We start from the raw sequence: 18806 nt of genomic DNA, 5'->3' as shown, positions 1-18806 counted from the left end.
CTGGTCACCGCCCCTGAACCGTGCGGCGGAGAGTGGCGACCATCTGATCGCCGACGGCCGGTGCGACCGCGTCGGTCATGCCCTGCGGTAGCGAGATCACGAACATCACCGAACCGGGTTGTCCGGGAACGGTCGTGGCCACCATGCTGTGCAGCGCGGTGGGGCCCTGGCAGGCCGACGTCTCGATGCCGGTGACCGATGCGACCACCTGGACCGCGTCGGCGCCGCCGACCGTGAATCGCCGAGGCGCACTCAGTTGCACTCGCGGAACGCGGCCGGAATCGGAGGTGTAGATGTCGGCCACCAGGGCCGATTCCGCCCGCACCGCCTGCAGGATGTCGCTCGTGTCGGATGCCCCCGGCAGACCGGCGTCGGCGAGGGTGCTCTTCGGGCACGAGGCGGATTCGAGCGTCGCGGCGCCGCTCATCGTCCGAATAGGGCAGAAGCCGAACGGGCCGTCGGTGCACTTCTTCTCCCAACCGATGACCGTGCCGCAGGGCTGCACGGTCCAGGTGGGCGGGACGTCGTAGGCGAGGCCGCGTGTACCGGTCACCGACTTCCAGCCGGCCGGTGTCGTCGGGCCGGCCGACGCCGCCGGACACCGGTCGCCGCTGTCGGGATCGGGTGACGCCGATTCGCCGGTCGACGGCGCGGCGAGGGACGGCAGCCCGTCGTCGGAGTCGGTCGTCACCGACGACGAGGTGGCCGCGACCGACGAGGAGTCCTCGCCCGGGCCGAACTGCTGGTATGCCACCACGCCCACTGCGGCGATGACAGCCACCAGCACCGTCAGCACGATGACGAGGACGAGCAACGAACGACCGCTGCCACCGCCCTTGGTGGGCGGTGGCAGCGGTGGGTGGCCGTAGGGCGCACCATTGTTCGGATGACTCACCTGACCGTCCCCTCGCTCTCGCTTGACGCGCGTACGGTATCAAGCCCGAGCAGGGAGAGTGCGGTCAGTTGGTGCCGGCGATCTCCTTCGCGATCGACGCGAGCTGCGTCTGCGCCGCGGAGACGACACCCTGGCGATCCTTGTGTGCCTCTTCGTAGTCGACGACGAGGCGGATGTCGGACGGCTTGTCGAGCTCCTTGATCGCCGACACGGCCGAGCCGACGGTGAGGTCGTCGTAGCCTTCGATCGGCAGGTCGTCGGCGGTGATGGTGCCGGTGGCGACGCGTGCGCTGTGGATGGTCTCGGCGATGCCGGTCGCACCGGTGTCGCGTGCGGCCTCCTCCGCGGCCTCGAGCGCGGCGTCACGTCCTGCGGTGAGGGTGACGGCGACGGTCTCGGTGGTCTCCTTCGCGGTCGACCGCAGGTTCTCGGTGGTCTCCTTCGCGGCAGACCGCAGGCCGCCGACGCGCTGCGGGACGCGGGTGACGGTGTCGATGACACGGTCGGCGCCGCGCGCGATGACGGTTCCGGGGAGGGTGACCGCGGTGGCGAGGACACCGCTGGCCCACTGGGTCGGGGTACGCCGGAGCGCGGCGGGTCCACCGATGGCTTCCTCGGCCAGCACGGTGGTGAGCCAGTCGACGGTCGCCGAGTGCGCGTCGATGAGCGTGTCGGCGAGCGCGACGACCGAGTCGAGATCGTGGGCGGTGCCCAGTGCCTTCACGTACTTGGCGCGCCCGAGCAGCTGCTGCTCGAGGGCGAGGTCACCGAGAAGGGCCTCGTCGAGGGGCTGCGCCTGCTCGAGGACGGTCTTGCCCAACGCGACACCGCGTCCGACGAGGGGGCGGGTGATCTCCGGGATGCCACCGAGCTCACGGAGGACCTTCTCGATCGCGATCGCGCGGACGCGACCGTTCTCGGCGTTCTCCCGGAGCTCGTCGGCGACGGCCTCGGTGCGGGCCTGCACCACTCGGGTCTGTGCGATCTGGATCTCGGTGTGGGTCAGCGTGAGAAGGACGCTGAGCTGCGAACGAATCGGCGTGGTCGAGGCTGCCATGTGAAGTCTGTCCTTGGAATCGTCGTCTACCTGTCGAAGCGTTCAACGAGTCGACCCCAGCTCGACTATCCGATGTGGCCGCAATTGTGGCGCAGATCATGGCAGCGGTTCACTCCCGGCAGGTGAGTAGTTCTCCTCTGTCACCCCCCGACCGCGGCGACCTACCGTCGACCGATGACCGAGCGCAGGATGACCGATCCGCCACCCCGATATGTCGACGCGGCGTTCGCGACCCTGCTGTGTGGGACGCACGCATTCGGCGCGGTCACGATCGTCCCGTACCTGGCGTTCGGGATCGTGTTCGCCGCCGGCTTCGGGAACTACGGCGAATTCGACGCGACGCCCTACGACCTGGTCGCGGGCGTAATGGTGCTGACGACGCTGATACTGGCGGTCGTCGACTGGGTGGTCACGATTCGCCGCGGCCGTTCGGGACGCCTGATGTGGCCCGTGTGCCTGACGCTGTTGGTTGTCAACGCGGCCGGCGTCGCGGTCGCTTACGTGGTGACGACGTCGGCGATGCCGCGGTAGACACCGAGAGGGTCGAAACGCGAAACGGGGCGCACCCTCTCGGATGCGCCCCGCTCGTGTCAGTGCATGACCGCTGTCAGTCGGCGGCCTTGGTCAGCTCCACCGGCGACTCGGGCAGCTCGACCGGCTTCTTCTCACCCTTGAAGGTGAACTTCACGCCGTCGCCGTCGCCCTCGCCGTCCCAGTTCTCGACGTCGACCAGGACGATCTGCCCGGGGGTGATCTCGTTGAAGAGGATCTTCTCCGACAGCTGGTCCTCGATCTCGCGCTGGATGGTGCGACGCAGCGGCCGCGCACCGAGCACCGGATCGAACCCGCGCTTGGACAGCAGGCTCTTGGCCTTGTCCGTCACCTCGAGCGCCATGTCCTTGTTCTTGAGCGCACCCTCGACGCGGTTGAGCATGAGGTCGACCATCGTGATGATCTCCTCCTGGGTGAGCTGGTGGAACACGACGATGTCGTCGATGCGGTTGAGGAACTCCGGGCGGAAATGCTTCTTCAGCTCGTCGTTGACCTTCTGCTTCATCCGCTCGTAGTTCGAGCCGGTTCCGTCGCCGGAGGAGAAGCCGAGGCCCACGGCCTTGGAGATGTCGGCGGTACCGAGGTTCGAGGTGAAGATCAGCACGGTGTTCTTGAAGTCGACCGTGCGGCCCTGACCGTCGGTGAGACGCCCGTCCTCCAACACCTGCAGCAGCGTGTTGTAGATCTCCGAGTGCGCCTTCTCGATCTCGTCGAACAGGACCACCGAGAACGGCTTGCGGCGGACCTTCTCGGTCAGCTGGCCACCCTCTTCGTAGCCGACGTAGCCGGGAGGGGCACCGAACAGACGCGACGCGGTGAAGCGGTCGTGGAACTCGCCCATGTCGATCTGGATGAGCGCGTCGTCCTCGCCGAACAGGAAGTTCGCCAGCGCCTTCGAGAGCTCGGTCTTACCGACACCGGACGGGCCGGCGAAGATGAACGAGCCCGACGGACGCTTGGGGTCCTTCAGACCGGCGCGGGTACGACGGATCGCCTTCGACACGGCCTTGACCGCCTCGACCTGGCCGATGATCCGCTTGTGCAGCTCGTCCTCCATGCGGAGCAGACGGGTGGTCTCCTCCTCGGTGAGCTTGAAGACGGGGATCCCGGTCCAGTTGCCCAGCACCTCGGCGATCTGCTCGTCGTCGACCTCGGCCACGACATCCATGTCGCCGGAGCGCCACTGCTTCTCACGCTCGGCGCGCTCGGTGACGAGCTGCTTCTCCTTGTCGCGCAGGTTCGCGGCCTTCTCGAAGTCCTGGGCGTCGATCGCCGATTCCTTCTCCTTGCGCGCGTTGGCGATCTTGTCGTCGAACTCGCGGAGGTCCGGCGGTGCGGTCATCCGACGGATGCGCATCCGCGCGCCCGCCTCGTCGATGAGGTCGATCGCCTTGTCCGGCAGGAAGCGGTCGTTGATGTACCGGTCGGCCAGGGTGGCCGCGGCCACCAGCGCACCGTCGGTGATGGAGACGCGGTGGTGCGACTCGTACCGATCGCGCAGACCCTTGAGGATCTCGATGGTGTGCTCGACCGAGGGCTCACCGACCTGCACCGGCTGGAAACGACGCTCGAGGGCGGCATCCTTCTCGATGTACTTGCGGTACTCGTCGAGCGTGGTGGCACCGATGGTCTGCAGCTCGCCTCGGGCCAGCTTCGGCTTGAGGATCGAGGCAGCGTCGATCGCACCCTCGGCGGCACCTGCGCCGACGAGCGTGTGCAGCTCGTCGATGAACAGGATGATGTCGCCGCGGGTGTTGATCTCCTTGAGCACCTTCTTGAGGCGCTCCTCGAAGTCACCGCGGTAACGGCTGCCGGCGACCAGCGAACCGAGGTCGAGGGTGTAGAGCTGCTTGTCCTTGAGCGTCTCGGGGACGTTGCCGGACACGATGGCCTGCGCGAGACCCTCGACGACGGCGGTCTTGCCGACGCCGGGCTCGCCGATGAGGACCGGGTTGTTCTTGGTGCGTCGCGACAGCACCTGCATGACCCGCTCGATCTCCTTCTCGCGCCCGATGACCGGGTCGAGCTTGGCGTCAGCGGCCGCGGCGGTGAGGTTGCGGCCGAACTGGTCGAGGACCAGCGACGTCGACGGGGTGCCCGACTCGGAGCTGCGTCCGCCGGTACCGGCCTCCTGCGGCTCCTTGCCCTGGTACCCCGAGAGCAGCTGGATGACCTGCTGACGCACGCGGTTGAGATCGGCGCCCAGCTTCACGAGGACCTGGGCGGCGACGCCCTCGCCCTCGCGGATGAGACCGAGCAGGATGTGCTCGGTGCCGATGTAGTTGTGGCCGAGCTGCAACGCCTCACGCAGCGAGAGCTCGAGGACCTTCTTGGCGCGCGGCGTGAACGGGATGTGTCCCGACGGCGCTTGCTGGCCCTGGCCGATGATCTCCTCGACCTGGCTGCGGACACCTTCGAGCGAGATGCCGAGTGACTCGAGCGACTTGGCCGCGACGCCCTCGCCCTCGTGGATCAGACCGAGCAGGATGTGCTCGGTGCCGATGTAGTTGTGGTTGAGCATCCGCGCCTCTTCTTGGGCGAGGACGACAACCCTGCGAGCGCGGTCGGTGAACCGTTCGAACATTGTTCTCCCTTACGTACCTCGGCCGACCAGGTGTGATGCGGATACAACTCACCCGTCGGAAGCCTTGTCACCACTGTAGTGGGCGCCTGTCGGTGCCACCGGGGATGTGTCACCGAGGGTGCGGACAGCCCCTCGGCGGACGTGGTGTCCCTTGCATCAACACCGCAGGTGAGGCACGTGTTTCGGTGTGCGATACGCCGACAGCGAACGAGCCCCTCACCGACCCGACTCGGTGTCGTAGCGGTCACGGGCAGCCATCACCTGCGGCACCGCGCCCTCGACCTGTTCGACCAGCGATCGCACCGACACCGACACGGCCCGGCCCAGGTCGGTGAGCGAGTACTCGACACGCGGCGGGATGCTCTGCAGCACCGTCCGCGTGACGAACCCGTCTCGCTCCAGGGTCTGCAACGTCTGCGACAACATCCGCTCACTGACCCCGTCGACGCGACGACGCAACGCGTTGAAGCGGTAGTCACCCTCACTGAGGGCGAGCAGCGCGAGCAATCCCCAGCGTCCGGTCAGGTTCTGGAGGACGTCGCGGGAATCGCAGTTGCGCGCGAAGACGTCGGCCTCGAGCGAGGTGTCGGGGACGTCGGGCGCTGCCATACACGGCAGCGTACCCCTTTCAGGATGCGCATGTCTTAATGTTTGCACTGCACGTTTAGTTAGTGCTATCACTGAGGTCAGCGCCGGGGCGTCCGGCGACTCCACCATCAGTCGGAAAAGAGATGTCATGACCACATATGCGGTGACCGGGGCGACCGGTCAGCTCGGATCGTTGTCCATCGAGGCTCTCCTCGAGCGGGGTGTCGCGGCAGGCGACATCGTCGCGGTGGTGCGCAACGCGGCGAAGGCCGCGTCGTTGGCCGAGCGTGGCGTCGACGTCCGCGTCGCCGACTACTCCGATCGCGAGGCGCTCACGGCGGCGTTCACCGGCGTCGACCGACTGCTGTTCGTCTCCGGGTCCGAGGTCGGGTCGCGCCTGCCGCAGCACACCGCGGTCGTCGAGGCCGCCGTCGCCGCGAAGGTCGCTCTGGTCGCCTACACCAGCATCCTGAACGCGGAGTCGAGCGGACTGCAGCTGGCGAAGGAGCACGTCGCCACCGAGAAGGTTCTCGCCGACAGCGGTCTCGACCACATCCTGCTGCGCAACGGTTGGTATTCGGAGAACTACACCGCGTCGCTGCAGCCCACCATCGACGGCGGGGTCCTCTACGGCTCGGCGGGCGACGGGAAGGTCGCGCCCGCAACCCGAGCCGACTACGCGGCCGCGAGCGCCGCGGCGTTGATCGTCGGCGAGCCGAAGGTGTTCGAGCTCGCGGGCTCCGAGCACCTCACCTACGCCGACATCGCAGCCGTGGTGGCCGAGGTGTCGGGCAAGGCCGTTCGCTACCAGGATCTCCCGGAGGCGGACTACGCCGCGGCGCTCACCTCCGCCGGTGTACCCGAACCGATGCCCGCGGTACTCGCCGACTCCGACGCCGGCATCGCGCGCGGTGAACTCGACACCACCTCGACCGATCTCGCCGACCTCCTGGGTCGTCCGAGCACCCCGTTCGTCGACGTCATCCGCGCAGCACTCGCATAGCGCCGACCGCAGCTATGCGGCGTCGAGGAGAGCCCGCAGTTGTCGTTCGACGGGGCTAGAGGGCTCGTCACGATGACCCGGTGGCGCCGGCGCGCGGGAGGCGTGACCGTGCCCGGTCGGTGTGGTGATCGTCGCGACGTGTCTGGCGGCATCGGTGCCGTCGCGCGTCGTGACGACCCAGCCGGGGTTCTGTTTGGCGCGGTTGTGGCTGACGCACATGCCCAGGCCGTTGCCGGCGCTGGTGTCTCCGTCTGCTGAGTGCGGTTGGGCGTGGTCGTATTCGGCGATCAGTGCGTCGCAATACGGGATGCGACATGACTGGTCACGGAACTCGAGGAACGTCTTGAGCCCGGTCGGGAACAGGCGCGCGGTGGAGTCCATGGCGACCAAGGCTCCGGTCGACGGTGTCTCGTAGAGGCGACGCAACGTCGAGGCCGTGTCTGCGTCGAGGGCGGTGGCCACCACCGCGCGGGCGGTGTCGGCGGGGATCGGGCCGAAGCCGGACACGTGCGCCGCCGCAGAGCTGTCACCGAGGAGGACCTCGTCGGACATGACGGCGTTCACTGCCAGGGGAAGTGCATCTGTGGTCGCCGCCCCGGTGACGCGTTCGACGAGAGCATCGGCCATCACCTGCGCGTGCGTCCGCTCATCACCGCCGACGGTCGCATCAGCGTGCCTCTTCAGCGACGCGAACACCGAGATCCCCGACACCAACGGCAGCAACGCCGACAACCGCACCATCCCGTCCGGTGCCGGTCGGGTCGATACGCGTCGGTCCTTGGCCGCCTGGGCGTGCCGGTCCACCACGGCCTGAGGGTCGAGTTCGTAGGCGAGTCGTTTCACCTCGGCATCGAGTGCCCGGTCCCTGACACCCTCCAACACCGACACGTCTGCGCAGATGCGGCGGTCGATCTCGCCGCGATCTCGCGGGGTGAGGTGCGCGGTCTCCCGCACCAGGATCGTCGCCCGCCACTCGGTGAGCGCACCCGACGCCAACGCAGCACGCGTGTGCGGCATCACGCGCATCAACGCCCGCGCGAAACCGAGATACCGACCACCGGCCGACCCCGACGCCCTCCGCGCCAACGCCACCTCGGCGGCCAACCCACGCCCCTGCCGCGCCACCGGGACACCCGCCGAACGCTCGGCCTCGACACGCAACTCCTCGAGCCGCATCGCCTCGACCGCCTGCGCCGCAGCACAACCCGCCTTGATCGCCTCGAGAAGAGAGATGCAATCCACAGTCTCAGACTCGGCCACAGCGGGTCCGAGCTCACCCAAAGAGATCAGGATCTGTTGCAGCGCAGCGACACCCACCTCACCCATTGGCGCGCTCACCGCAATCCCCCCGGATCGTTCATGTGTTCGATTGTACCCGCGCCCACCGACAACGACCGCCCTGAACCAGGACCTGTGGACAGACCTCGGCAGCAGAATCGTTCGCGCACAAACGATTTTGCCCACTGTTATCCCGGTTACTCAGGACCAGTGACGACGACGCGCCCCGACCTCGCCTGCCGACATCCCCGTCACAACAGGACGCGCACGGCATCGGCGAAGAGGCTGGGCAGTTCCTGGGGTGGGTTGTGGCCGCAGTCGAGGCGGCGGACGTCGCGGAGATCGGTGAAGTGCGCAGCGTGATCGCGGGAGGAGGCTGAGAGGGCTTCGATGGGGTCCTCGGTCGCCTCGACGACGACAGTGGGCACGTCGATCGTTCCCAGACGGGCGATCTCGACCTCGGTGGCGTCATAGGCGGGATCGCCGTCGACGAGACCGTAGCGATGTCGATAGGAGTGCACCACGACGTCGACGAAGTCGGGATTGTCGAAAGCCTCTGCCGACGAGGCGAACTCGGAGTCACCGAACCGCCACGTGGGCGACCACTCGGTCCAGAGCAGTTGCGCGATCTCCGAGCGGTACTCGGCGAGCCCGGCTCGACCGCGTTCGGAGTGCAGGTAGTACTGGTACCACGCGCGACGCTCGAGAGTGGGCGGTGCAGGGGTCGTCGAGGCGGTGGCGATGTCCTGCACGTTGTAGCCGCCCACGGTGATCAGCCCCGACACCAGCTCGGGCCACAGCAACGACACCAAGCAGGCGGCGCGACCACCCCAGTCGAAGCCCGCGACCACAGGCCGTTCCAGTTCCAGCGCGCCGATGAGGTCGCGCAGGTCGTGGGCCAGCGCCGCCTGCTGGCCCGATCGGACGGTGTCCGGCGAGACGAACCGCGTGGGGCCGTACCCCCGCAGATACGGCACCACCACATCGGCACCGACGTCGGTGAGTCGTTCGACCACATCGTCGAAGCTGCGCGGGCTGTACGGGAAGCCATGGGCGAGAACGACTGCGCGACCGCCGGGGTCACCATGCCGCTCGTAGGCGACGTCGAGGACACCGGCCCGGATCTGTGCGGAAGCCATGGCCCCACTATGCCCGGCCGGCCACCAGTCCTGTTGCGAGCACGACGAACCCTGCGGTGTGGACCACCGCCCGCACGATGTTCCATCGCACCCACGCCGCCTCGAACGCCGCACGTGCACTCTCCGCATCGACGGCGGACGCCAACCGGTCGTTGAGCGGGATGTTCGCCGCGATCGTGATGATCATGCCGAGGAGGTAGAGCCCGGCCGCGGCGATCGCCCACGGCCCGATCGACTGCCCGCGGCTCAGCCACGCGGCGGCCGCGGCGACCACCAGTCCCCCGAAGAAGAGCAGCAGGAACACCGGGTTGACGATCGCGAGGTTGATCTTCTGCATCGCCGTGACCAGGGTGCGGTCGTCGGTGCGGTGCAGCCCGGGCATCACCGCGTACGCGAAGGCACAGAACAGTCCGGCGACGAGTCCGGAGGTCGTGACGCCGAGGACGAGGAGCGCGTCGGTGACGCGTGCAGTGGTGGTCATGGAATCGATTCCACCCGGCCGATCCAGCACGCGACATGGTCTGGAGAGCCGGGAACATGTTCAATCGTCCTCATGGACTCGATGTCGGGCCTCCTGGACGGCCCCCGCGCCCAGAGCGCGTTCCTGCTGCGGGTGGTGATGTCCTCGCCGTGGGCGCTCCGGGTGCGCGACGAGGCGCCGCTGACCGTGGTGGTGATGACCACCGGCACCGTGACGATCACCTACGACGACGGGACACGACTGCAGGCGGGTGTGGGCGACATCGTCATCCTGCGCGGGCCGGATCCCTACGTCTTCGCCGACACCCCCGACACCGCTCTGACCGCGGTCATCCATCCCGATGGCGTGTGCCGCAGCGAGAACGGCGCCACGCTGCCCGACCACATGTCCCTCGGGGTCAGGACGTGGGGCAACGCACACCCCGGGTGTGCGCCCGACGCGGAGATGCTCATCGGTACCTACGCCGTCGAGGGCGAGGTCAGCGCGCGACTGCTCGGCGCGGTCGAACGCGCAACGGTGATCGGCGGCTCCGACAACCCGTTGACCGCGGTGCTCGACGCCGAGATGAGCCGGGATGCGCCGGGCCAGGAGGCGGTGCTCAACCGGCTGCTCGATCTCGTGCTTGTGACCGGTCTTCGCTCGTGGTTCGACCGGCCCGACGCCGCGGCCCCTCGGTGGTACGCCGCACAGTCCGATCCCGTTGTCGGGGTGGCGTTACGGCTGATCCACCACAACGTCGCGCACCCCTGGACGGTGGCCACACTGGCGGCCGCGGCCGGCATGTCCCGATCAGCGTTCTCGCGCCGTTTCACCGAGCTCGTCGGCACGGCACCGATGACGTATGTGACGCAGTGGCGGCTCGCGTCGGCCGCCGATCTGTTCGCCGATCCCGCGCGCACACTCGAGTCGGTGGCCCACGAGGTCGGCTACGGCAGCGCGTTCGCCTTGAGCGCCGCGTTCACCCGGCATCGGGGCGTCAGTCCCCGGGAATTCCGGCGACACCTGCGCGCCTGAGGCGTGGCTCGGCAGGGCACACACAGGATCGCGCAGTATCGTCTCGGTTCATCATGGCTTCTCCCACTGACGTCCCGTCGGGTCGCACACCCTCCGACACGGACCCGACCCCGAGCACCGCCGCCGATCCCGCCGAGCCGGTGGAGGTCGCGGCGCCGCCGGTCACACGGGACAAGCATCTGCACCAGATCGACCTGGTCCGCCTGGTCACCTTCGGTGGCGTCATCCTCGACCACGTCATGCTCGGCGTCGCCGCACCCGCCAACGTCGCGGCCGGCGCGATCGAGACGCTGCTCCGCTACACCCGGTACGGGTTCTTCGCGCTCACCGGCTTCGTCCTCACCTACCAGTACCGCAACCGCGAACTGAACGTCTGGCCGTTCTGGCGTCGTCGTTACAAGCTGATCGGTCTGCCGTTCCTGGTGTGGAGCCTTCTGTACTGGCTCTACGGCCACTACCTCGGCGGCGGGCTCACCGGCATCGCCGACACCGTGCGCTCGCTCGACGCCGCCCGGCTCGCGGCCAAGAGCCTCGTCTACGACCTCATCACCGGCAGCGCCTGGTACCACCTGTACTTCCTGTCGGTGAGCATGCAGATCTACGCGATCTTCCCCGCGCTGCTGTGGGTGATGCGCAAGACCTGGGGCTACCACCGCTACCTGCTGCTGGTCAGCTTCGCGTTCCATTCGGTGCTGCTCTACCTGATGGTGCGACCGCAGCACGGCTTCCTGGTGGAGGGCGTCGTCGGGGTGCTGTGGCGGCACCTCGAGATAACCCTGCTCCCCTACCAGTTCTTCATCCTGTCCGGCGCTCTCGCCGCGATGCACTTCGAGGCGTTCAGCCGCTTCGCCAAGCGGTTCCGGTGGGCGGTTCTCGGCGTCGGCGCGATCGTCGTCGCGGTGACGCTGATCTACTTCCTGGTGCTCATCGACCGCGGCGAGTCGATGTTCCGCGCGACCAACGTCTTCATGCTGCACAACACCTTCGCCTACATCGCCATCATCGCGATGCTCTACTGCATCGGCACCATCTGGCAGGAGCGACGACGGGCGGGATCGATCGCGGCGCGGTTCATGCGCACCGCCGCCGACCGCTCGTTCGGCATCTACCTCGCCCACGCGGTCGCGCTGAGCGTGGTGCAGCCGACGGTGCTCGAGGACATCGACGCGCCGACCGGCCTCGAGATCGTCCTCGCCTACGCCGCGGTCGTCGCGATGACCATCGCGATCGTGGAGGTGTTGCGTCGCAGCCCGATCAGCCTCATCACCACCGGACGCAGCACCCTCGACTGGCGTACGCAGACACCCGCGAAGTCACTGCCGGTGGGTGTCCTGACGATGGCGGCGGGCCTCGCCGTGCACTACACCTTCTCGCCGCTCGCGGGATCGGCCCTGGTCGGGACCGGCGCACTGCTCACTGCGTCGTCGCTGTGGGTCCTGCTCAAGCAGCGTCGCTCGCACGACACCCCCGTCGCGGCCTGACCGCGTTCGCTCAGCTCGGCGTCGTGGGGCGGCGCAGCCCGGAGGTCTCCAGCGCGTCGAGGACCAGCGACGCCATCGCCTCGCGTCCCTCGGCGTTGGGGTGGTATGGCAGGGGTAGTCGGAAGCCGTAGACCCAGGGCGATGCCGAGCACGCCGTGTGATCGGCACCGGCGGCCGCGGCGTTCACGAGGGTCGCGCCCGACGCCTCCGCGGCGGCACGCGTCGTCGCGGTCAACGCCGCGAAGGTGTCGGCGGTCTGGCGCGCCTGCAGCGGGTCGAGCGGGACGACCGGGCAGGTCGTCGCCTGCGCGTCGAGCACCGGCAGGTAGTCGACGATCATGACGACCGCACGCGGCGCGCGGGCACGGACGGCGTCGACCAGACGGATCATCGACGCCCGCAGCCGGTCGTAGTCGGCGGGTACCGGGGGCGGCGACGGCCGTCCGGGCCGGCACTTCTTCCCGTCGACGTTGACCGGCTCGGCCAGCCAGTTCGAGCAGCTGATCTCGGTGAGTCGACCGATGTAGCGCAGGTCGTTGCCGCCGGTGGTGATCGTGACCAGCTCGGTGTCGGGGCGCACGGCATCGATCTGCGGTTCCGAGGCCCGACCCGGCTGCGCACGGTCGAGGATGTCGGGGATGGTCGACCCGGAGCAGGTCACGTCGGTGAGGTCGGCGCGCCACCCGGCCGCGACCCGGTGCGGGTAGTCGTCGCGGCTGCGCAGGCAGCGGGCACTGATCAGGTCGCCCACGTCGGGACCGGCGGCGTACGAACTGCCCAGGGCGACGTAGTGGAGCGGGCCCTCGGTGGAGACGCTGCGCGGCAGCGGGGACATCGCCTCGTCGTCGGTCGTCGAATCCGACGTCGACCACCCGACCGCGGTCGCCACCAGCGCGGCCACGCCCACGATCGCCGTCAGCGAAGCGGCCGTACGCAACCAGCGCCGTCGCGTTCCCGGACCCACGTCGATGTCCCTCCCCTTCTGCCCGCACCCCGGTGACCGGGCCTGCGCATGACGAACGCCGAACATCGTCTCATGCGCCGGTGACCGCAGCGTGATTCGCCGACCCGCCGATCACCATGGGGACGATCCGCACGTAGACGACCATCCCGAGCAGCTCCACCAGCGTCTGCGTCACCACGACCGCGGGCGCGAGATCGAGGGCGGGCGGCAACGCGACGGCGAGCGGCAGGACCACCAACGAGTTGCGGGTGGCGCCGGAGAAGACCAGCGCGCGGGTCGCGGCGACGTCGTATCGGGCGATCCGGGCGACACCGACGCCGAGAACCGGCATGACGACGAGGAAGGCGACGAACACCAGGGCCGCCGGCACCAGCGACGACCACTGGTCGGCAACGGCGTCGATCTCGGAGGTGACCACGACCGCGAGGGTGATCATCATGACCGGCACCATCCCCGCCGCCATCGCCGACGCGACGACCCGTCCGGCCCGGTGTCGGCGAGCGACGGACTGGGTGATGCCGGAGAGGATCAGCGGCACCACGATCAGCAGCGCGAACGCCTCGGCGAACGGGGCGACGTCGATCACACCGACGATGTCGGACCCGACGAAGGCCCACAGGTACAGCGGCAACAGCGCGAGCTGGAGCAGCATCAGCAGCGGCGACGCGGCGAGCAACCGATCCGACGCCCCGCCGGCGAGCCCACTGAAGACGATGACGTAGTCGATGCAGGGTGTGAGCAGCACCAGCAGCGCGCCGACCAGGACGGGCCGGTCGTCGGCGATCACGCGCGTCAGCGCGAACACGACCGCGGGCACCAGCACGAAATTGAGCACGAGCACCCCGAGGAGAAATCGGCCGTCGCGCAGAGCGAGGCCGATGCGTCCGAACGGGACCGCGAGGAACGTCGCGTAGAGCAGCACGATCAGCACCGGGGTGACGGCGTGCCCGGCCACCGGACCGGCGTCGGGGACACCGATGCCCACGGTTGCTCCGACGGCGAGCGCGACGAGGTAGAGCGGGATCTGGAACCGCTCCATCGCCGCGACCGTCACGGACGCCGAGGATAGCGAGAGCGCGCTGGGCGGCTCAGTGCAGCAGCGACACCACGTTGCCCGACGGATCGGCGAACCACACGATGTCGGGACCCATCCCCATCTGGCGGCCACGCATGATGCCCTTGTCGTCGCACGGCATCCCGGGGAAGCGCAGGACCGCCGCGCCACGGCCCACAAGTTCGTCGACGGCGACATCGATGTCGGCCACCGGGATGTTCAGCACGGTGTGCGAGGCGGGCCGGTGATCGTCGCTGGGGTACACCAGCACCCGGGTGCGGCGGTCGAGGTGCAGCGTCAGCATCCCGGAGTCCGACCGCGCCACACGCAGCCCGAGGACGTCGCCGTAGAACTCCGCGGCGGCATCGATGTCCCGGACGGCGAACCCGCTGAACGGCGTCATCGAGGCCTCCTGCGCGTCCCGCACCATCGCCTCGCTCAGCGCGATGATCTGCACGAAGTTGCCGTCGGGATCGGTGGCGGTCCCGAACCAGCTGCCGTCGCGGTCCTCGACGGGGGCGAGCCACCCGTGGCCGAGGTCGTCGACGCGGGCCGCCGTCGCGTGGATGTCGTCGACCTCGAGGTTGAGGATGAGCCGCGCGGGTTCGCGGGCCGGCCCGCTGACGTCGTCGCGGGCGTCGATCATCAGATAGAACCCGTCGAGGTCCACGACGTCGTACCCGGGATCGTCGCCGACCTGCTCGACGGTGGCGTCGAACACCGACGCGTACCAGTCACGGAGCCGTGCGGGATCGTCGCTGGAGAGCAGTGCGCTGGAGATCGTTGCTGTGGCCATACCGGTACAGACTCCGCCGACCGGCCGAACTCATCGGCGGCGCGGTCGGTGTCGTCGGATCAGCCGGGCAGGCCCGGGGCCACCGGCACACATGGCACCGGCACCGGGTGGGCGGGGTCGAGAGCGGTGCGCACCAGCGCCGCCGTGCGGGGGGACGACACCAGCGACAGGTGGTCGGAGCGGTCGGCGGCACAGGTGTCCTGGACCACGATGTTGGTCGTGCGCAGGCCGGGCACGAAGCCGTCGGTCCAGGGCTCCACGATGCCGTCGAAGCGGGTCATGATGTTGGTGTAGACGACCCCCGGGGCGTAGGGGGTGCCGCCGGCGTTGATCTGGCGCATGAACGGGCTGCCGTACTGCTCCTCGGCGCACTCCGGGCACGGCAGGACCGCCTTGGGGTCGAGTCCCAGTGCGCGCGTGGCCGATTCGAGCTGCAGATAGGGCGTCTGATCCTGACCCTTCCAGTACGGGGCGAGCGAGACGTACCGGTTCACGAACCGTGCGCCGCCGAGATACCGCACGTACCACTCGGGCATCAGGGTGCCCTCCGAATGGCCCACGAGGTCGACCTTCGCCGCGCCGGTGGCCGCCCGCACCCGGTCGACGAACACCGCGAGCTGCCGCGCGCTCGGGATCATGCTGGTGAGCCCGCCCAGTTGGTTCAGCGGATACGGCGTACCCGGCAGCGCGCCATAGCTCAGGGCGAACACGCAGTAGCCGGCGTTGTGCAGCACCGGCCCGAGCGTGGCCCAGTTCGTCTGCCGGTTGCCGCCGGTGCCGTGCACCAGGATCACCGGGTTCGGGTGCGCGGCGCTCGGTCGGCAGGCGAAGTCGTTCGTGCCGGGCAGCGAACCGCCGGGGTTCGCCAGTTCGGCGCGGGCGCCGGCGAAGAAGTCGTAGGTCACCGGCAGCGGGGTCGCGGTGACGGTGGGGGCCGCGACGCCGGTGGCGGCGATCAGCACTGCGGTGAACAGGACAGGGGCGAGCGCGGTCAGCCGAAGAACGGCGGGACGAACACGCATGGCACCTCCTCGGTGTGGTCGGGATCGAGTGCGTTGAGGACGTGCCGCGCCGACCGGGGCGACCCGCAGATGCCGAGATGGTCGCAGAAATCCTGCGTGCAGTTGCTCTGGACGACGATGTTGGTGACGTGCTGATCGTCCGACGTCGCGGGCAGCTGACCGCTGGTGTACGGCCGCACGAACTCGTCGAACCGTGTCGAGATGTTGGTGTAGCGGATGCCGGGGACATAGGGACCGCCATCGGCGTTCATGCGGGCGAGGAACGCCGAACCGATCGTCATCTGCGACACCGCTCGACACGGCAGCACCTTCAGCGGGTCGATGCCCAGCCGCAGGTCGACCGTGTGCAGCAGGCCGGCCCCGAAGGCACTCGTGCCCTCCCACAGAGGCGCGAGCGACACGTACTTGTCGATCTTGTCGGCCCCGCCCAGGAACTTCGCATAGTGGTTGGGCACGAGCGTGCCCTGGGAGTGACCGACGATGTCGACCTTGTCGGCCCCGGTCGAGGCGAGCACTCGGTCGATGAAGTCGCCGAGCTCGGTGGCGCTGTCCTCCATCGTCGTCATGCCGCCCATCGCCGACAACGGCCACGGCAGATGGGGCAGTGCACCGTAGGTGAGGGTGAACACCGAGTAGCGCTCGCCGGTGAGCAGCGGGACGTAGGTGCCCCAGTTCGTCTGGCCGCCGCCACCGGTGCCGTGCACGAGGATCACCGGGTTCGGGTGGGCCGGGTCGACAGCGTCGTCCCACCGGTTCGCACCGGGTAACGCGCCGCCGGGGTTGGCGATCTCCGGGCCGATCCCGGAGAAGAAGTTGTACGCGACCTTCTGCCGCTCATGGGCGGAGTTCGGGGGCGCCGGGTTGTCGATCTCCTGATCGGGGGCAAGCAGTCCGACGTCGTCGGTCGACCGCGTGAGCAGGCCGCCGACACGCAGCGGGATGGTCATCGCGTCGCCGAGCAGTCGGATCAACGGACCATGCGCCACGTCGTCAGATTACGGGTCGCCTCCGATTCCGCCGGATTTCCGCGCCACCCGACGACTATGGGGATGTGAGTGTCGGATCGGGCGCGGGCGCGCTCCTCGAGATCTACGACGACGCGGTGCCGGTCGTCTACGGATACCTGCTGCGCCGGTGTCGCGACACCACCGTCGCCGAGGACCTGACCTCGGAGACGTTCCTCGCCGCGATGGACGCCGCGCGCCGGGGTGCGATGCCCGCGTCGGGCACCGCGTGGCTGGTCGGCGTCGCCCGGCACAAGCTCGCCGACCACTGGCGTCGCGCCGCACGGACCGCGACACCGGTCGCCGAGGTGCCCGAGACCGTCCACGACGGCTGGGACACCGAGCTCGACCGACTCATCGCCGAACACGTGCTTTCGCAACTCACACCGCTGCATCGGGCGGTGCTCACCCTGCGCTATGTCGACGACCTCACCGTCGCCGATTGCGCCGGACACCTCGGCCGCACCGTGTCGGCGACCGAGGCGCTGTTGACCCGCGCGAAGCGCGACTTCCGCGCCCACTATCCGGGCGCTCCGACCGCGAGAGGAGGCGTGTCGTGACCACCCATCCCGGAGACCGAGATCCGCTCGCCGTCCTGCGCGCCGACGACACACCCCTCGACCCGTCGGCGGATTTCCGCAGCCGCCTGCGCATCCGCCTCGAACGGGGCGCCACCCTCCCGGAAAGAATCGACATGTCCCTCACCGTCGACGACACCCCCTCGGTCGCAGCCGATCCCCCGGTCGTCGAGCGCCCCGGCGCCCTGCCGTATCTCACCGTCGGCGACGGCCGTGCGGCCATCGAGTGGTACACGACCGTGCTCGGCGGACGCCTGCGCGGCGAGCCGATCGTGATGGACGACGGCTCGGTCGGTCACGCCGAGATCGAGATCGGCGGTGGCGTGGTGTATCTCGCCGAGACCGCCCCCGATCTCGGGTTGGCGGCCCCGGCGCCCGGCGCGGTGTCGGTCAGCCTGATGCTCGCGGTCCCCGACACCGATCGGGCGGTCGCCGCGGCCCGTGCGGGCGGGGCGACGGTGCAGCGGGAACCGTACGAGGGCTACGGATCCCGTATCGGGGCGATCATCGACCCGTTCGGACACCGGTGGATGCTGAGCGGCCCCTCACGGTCGGCGGCCGTCGCGCGGGTGCGTCGCGGCGACCTGATCTACCCGTCGCTGTGCGTGCCCGACGTCGAGGCCGCAGTGCGCTTCTACGGTGCGGTGCTCGGCTGGCGGTACGACCCCGAGACCCGCCAGGTCACCAATCTCGGCCACCGACTCGGCATCTCGAGCCTCGACGACCTGCGGACGGTGTTCTGCGTGTACGCCGTCGACGATCTCGACACCGCCCGCGCGGCGATCCTCGCCGCGGGGGGCCGTGACGTCACCGAGCCCGGCGGCCATCCCGGATCACTCGACGCCGTCGACGATCAGGGCGTGCGGTTCGCGGTGTACGTCCCCGACCCCGACGAGCCGCGGGGTGATCTGCACCCGTCGGGACACGGAGAACTCACCTATCTCACCGTCGAGACCCCCGACAGCGGGGCCCTGCGCGACTTCTACGGGTCGGTGCTCGGCTGGGAGTTCACCGCCGGACGTATCGACGACGGCTGGGAGGTCGACGACGCCCGTCCGCAGATCGGGATCGCCGGCGGCGCAGCGGCGCACTCGGCCGTCGCGATGTGGGCGGTCGAGAACATCGACCTCGCCGTCGCACGCGTCCGCTCCGCCGGCGGCGAGGTGATCTCGGGACCCGAACGGGCGCCGTACGCGACGGTCGCGGAATGCCGCGACGACCAGGGCGTGCGGTTCTACCTCGGGCAGTACTGACGCGACATCAGCAGTTCTTCCCGCTGAGCGGGAAGAACTGCTGATCGGCGATCACTCGACGAG

General features: G+C 69.0%; 18 protein-coding genes. 6 read left to right on the top strand and 12 right to left on the bottom strand.

Annotated features, from left to right (window positions below; all coding sequences use genetic code 11):
- Window positions 1-4 precede the first annotated feature (4 nt).
- Window positions 5-895 (bottom strand): hypothetical protein, encoded by an 891-nt coding sequence (locus ACQ7HM_RS14020; protein ID WP_434216842.1) that lies wholly within the window; start codon window positions 893-895, stop codon window positions 5-7.
- A gap of 64 nt (window positions 896-959) precedes the next feature.
- Window positions 960-1952 (bottom strand): ferritin-like domain-containing protein, encoded by a 993-nt coding sequence (locus ACQ7HM_RS14015; protein ID WP_434216841.1) that lies wholly within the window; start codon window positions 1950-1952, stop codon window positions 960-962.
- Window positions 1953-2126: 174 nt separating this feature from the next.
- Here ACQ7HM_RS14015 and ACQ7HM_RS14010 point away from each other — a divergent pair, with 174 nt between their 5' ends.
- Window positions 2127-2483 carry a hypothetical protein gene (locus tag ACQ7HM_RS14010; RefSeq protein ID WP_434216840.1) on the top strand — a complete coding sequence of 119 codons (357 nt, stop codon included), beginning with the start codon at window positions 2127-2129 and terminating at the stop codon, window positions 2481-2483.
- Window positions 2484-2559: 76 nt separating this feature from the next.
- Here ACQ7HM_RS14010 and ACQ7HM_RS14005 read toward each other — a convergent pair whose 3' ends face one another.
- Both ACQ7HM_RS14005 and ACQ7HM_RS14000 read right to left on the bottom strand, forming a co-directional pair.
- Window positions 2560-5088 carry an ATP-dependent Clp protease ATP-binding subunit gene (locus ACQ7HM_RS14005; protein WP_434216839.1) on the bottom strand — a complete coding sequence of 843 codons (2529 nt, stop codon included), beginning with the start codon at window positions 5086-5088 and terminating at the stop codon, window positions 2560-2562.
- Between the two features lie 216 nt (window positions 5089-5304).
- Window positions 5305-5697, bottom strand: a complete 393-nt coding sequence (locus tag ACQ7HM_RS14000; RefSeq protein WP_434216838.1) for a winged helix-turn-helix transcriptional regulator — start codon at window positions 5695-5697, stop codon at window positions 5305-5307.
- A gap of 127 nt (window positions 5698-5824) precedes the next feature.
- Here ACQ7HM_RS14000 and ACQ7HM_RS13995 point away from each other — a divergent pair, with 127 nt between their 5' ends.
- Entirely contained in the window at window positions 5825-6679 is an 855-nt protein-coding gene (locus ACQ7HM_RS13995) for an NmrA family NAD(P)-binding protein (protein WP_434216837.1), read from the top strand.
- A 12-nt stretch (window positions 6680-6691) separates the two neighbouring features.
- Here the strand turns inward: ACQ7HM_RS13995 and ACQ7HM_RS13990 are convergent, their stop codons facing one another.
- From ACQ7HM_RS13990 to ACQ7HM_RS13980, 3 genes are all read right to left on the bottom strand, one after another.
- Window positions 6692-7921: a DUF222 domain-containing protein gene (locus tag ACQ7HM_RS13990; RefSeq protein ID WP_434216836.1), complete on the bottom strand. Its 1230-nt coding sequence runs from the start codon at window positions 7919-7921 to the stop codon at window positions 6692-6694.
- 287 nt (window positions 7922-8208) lie between these two features.
- On the bottom strand, window positions 8209-9096 hold the full coding sequence (locus ACQ7HM_RS13985) for an alpha/beta fold hydrolase (protein WP_434216835.1): 888 nt from the start codon (window positions 9094-9096) through the stop codon (window positions 8209-8211).
- Window positions 9097-9103: 7 nt separating this feature from the next.
- Window positions 9104-9577, bottom strand: coding sequence for a DUF1772 domain-containing protein (locus ACQ7HM_RS13980; RefSeq protein ID WP_434216834.1), 474 nt, complete (start codon window positions 9575-9577; stop codon window positions 9104-9106).
- Window positions 9578-9649: 72 nt separating this feature from the next.
- Between ACQ7HM_RS13980 and ACQ7HM_RS13975 the strand changes: the two genes are divergently transcribed.
- On the top strand, window positions 9650-10591 hold the full coding sequence (locus tag ACQ7HM_RS13975; RefSeq protein ID WP_434216833.1) for an AraC family transcriptional regulator: 942 nt from the start codon (window positions 9650-9652) through the stop codon (window positions 10589-10591).
- Between the two features lie 53 nt (window positions 10592-10644).
- Window positions 10645-12072 carry an acyltransferase gene (locus ACQ7HM_RS13970; protein ID WP_434216832.1) on the top strand — a complete coding sequence of 476 codons (1428 nt, stop codon included), beginning with the start codon at window positions 10645-10647 and terminating at the stop codon, window positions 12070-12072.
- A 10-nt stretch (window positions 12073-12082) separates the two neighbouring features.
- On the opposite strand, the gene ACQ7HM_RS13965 is transcribed toward ACQ7HM_RS13970, so the two are convergent.
- The 5 genes from ACQ7HM_RS13965 to ACQ7HM_RS13945 form a co-directional block, all read right to left on the bottom strand.
- On the bottom strand, window positions 12083-13036 hold the full coding sequence (locus ACQ7HM_RS13965) for an SGNH/GDSL hydrolase family protein (protein ID WP_434216831.1): 954 nt from the start codon (window positions 13034-13036) through the stop codon (window positions 12083-12085).
- 70 nt (window positions 13037-13106) lie between these two features.
- Window positions 13107-14075 (bottom strand): arsenic resistance protein, encoded by a 969-nt coding sequence (locus ACQ7HM_RS13960; RefSeq protein ID WP_434216965.1) that lies wholly within the window; start codon window positions 14073-14075, stop codon window positions 13107-13109.
- Between the two features lie 49 nt (window positions 14076-14124).
- Complete coding sequence (locus tag ACQ7HM_RS13955) at window positions 14125-14886, bottom strand: VOC family protein (protein ID WP_434216830.1); 762 nt, start codon at window positions 14884-14886, stop codon at window positions 14125-14127.
- 59 nt (window positions 14887-14945) lie between these two features.
- Window positions 14946-15908: an esterase/lipase family protein gene (locus ACQ7HM_RS13950; protein WP_434216829.1), complete on the bottom strand. Its 963-nt coding sequence runs from the start codon at window positions 15906-15908 to the stop codon at window positions 14946-14948.
- Entirely contained in the window at window positions 15878-16894 is a 1017-nt protein-coding gene (locus tag ACQ7HM_RS13945) for an esterase/lipase family protein (RefSeq protein ID WP_434216828.1), read from the bottom strand. The genes ACQ7HM_RS13950 and ACQ7HM_RS13945 overlap by 31 nt, the downstream gene beginning before the upstream one ends.
- 65 nt (window positions 16895-16959) lie before the next feature.
- Between ACQ7HM_RS13945 and ACQ7HM_RS13940 the strand changes: the two genes are divergently transcribed.
- Both ACQ7HM_RS13940 and ACQ7HM_RS13935 read left to right on the top strand, forming a co-directional pair.
- Window positions 16960-17472: an RNA polymerase sigma factor gene (locus ACQ7HM_RS13940; protein WP_434216827.1), complete on the top strand. Its 513-nt coding sequence runs from the start codon at window positions 16960-16962 to the stop codon at window positions 17470-17472.
- Entirely contained in the window at window positions 17469-18743 is a 1275-nt protein-coding gene (locus tag ACQ7HM_RS13935) for a VOC family protein (RefSeq protein ID WP_434216826.1), read from the top strand. Before ACQ7HM_RS13940 ends, ACQ7HM_RS13935 begins: the two co-directional genes overlap by 4 nt.
- Window positions 18744-18806 lie beyond the last annotated feature (63 nt).

Source organism: Williamsia sp. MIQD14, assembly GCF_051025635.1.
In the GTDB taxonomy this organism is placed as follows: domain Bacteria; phylum Actinomycetota; class Actinomycetes; order Mycobacteriales; family Mycobacteriaceae; genus Williamsia_A.
The sequence above is the reverse complement of the archived record's forward strand: the minus strand, read 5'-3'. Positions and strand labels throughout refer to the sequence as shown.

What these genes read in the sequence shown, in the direction of transcription:
- ACQ7HM_RS14015 (WP_434216841.1), bottom strand. Translation starts at nt 1,952, where the DNA reads ATGGCAGCCTCGACCACGCCGATTCGTTCGCAGCTCAGCGTCCTTCTC.
- ACQ7HM_RS14010 (WP_434216840.1), top strand. Translation starts at nt 2,127, where the DNA reads ATGACCGAGCGCAGGATGACCGATCCGCCACCCCGATATGTCGACGCG.
- ACQ7HM_RS14005 (WP_434216839.1), bottom strand. Translation starts at nt 5,088, where the DNA reads ATGTTCGAACGGTTCACCGACCGCGCTCGCAGGGTTGTCGTCCTCGCC.
- ACQ7HM_RS14000 (WP_434216838.1), bottom strand. Translation starts at nt 5,697, where the DNA reads ATGGCAGCGCCCGACGTCCCCGACACCTCGCTCGAGGCCGACGTCTTC.
- ACQ7HM_RS13995 (WP_434216837.1), top strand. Translation starts at nt 5,825, where the DNA reads ATGACCACATATGCGGTGACCGGGGCGACCGGTCAGCTCGGATCGTTG.
- ACQ7HM_RS13985 (WP_434216835.1), bottom strand. Translation starts at nt 9,096, where the DNA reads ATGGCTTCCGCACAGATCCGGGCCGGTGTCCTCGACGTCGCCTACGAG.
- ACQ7HM_RS13980 (WP_434216834.1), bottom strand. Translation starts at nt 9,577, where the DNA reads ATGACCACCACTGCACGCGTCACCGACGCGCTCCTCGTCCTCGGCGTC.
- ACQ7HM_RS13975 (WP_434216833.1), top strand. Translation starts at nt 9,650, where the DNA reads ATGGACTCGATGTCGGGCCTCCTGGACGGCCCCCGCGCCCAGAGCGCG.
- ACQ7HM_RS13970 (WP_434216832.1), top strand. Translation starts at nt 10,645, where the DNA reads ATGGCTTCTCCCACTGACGTCCCGTCGGGTCGCACACCCTCCGACACG.
- ACQ7HM_RS13960 (WP_434216965.1), bottom strand. Translation starts at nt 14,075, where the DNA reads ATGGAGCGGTTCCAGATCCCGCTCTACCTCGTCGCGCTCGCCGTCGGA.
- ACQ7HM_RS13955 (WP_434216830.1), bottom strand. Translation starts at nt 14,886, where the DNA reads ATGGCCACAGCAACGATCTCCAGCGCACTGCTCTCCAGCGACGATCCC.
- ACQ7HM_RS13950 (WP_434216829.1), bottom strand. Translation starts at nt 15,908, where the DNA reads ATGCGTGTTCGTCCCGCCGTTCTTCGGCTGACCGCGCTCGCCCCTGTC.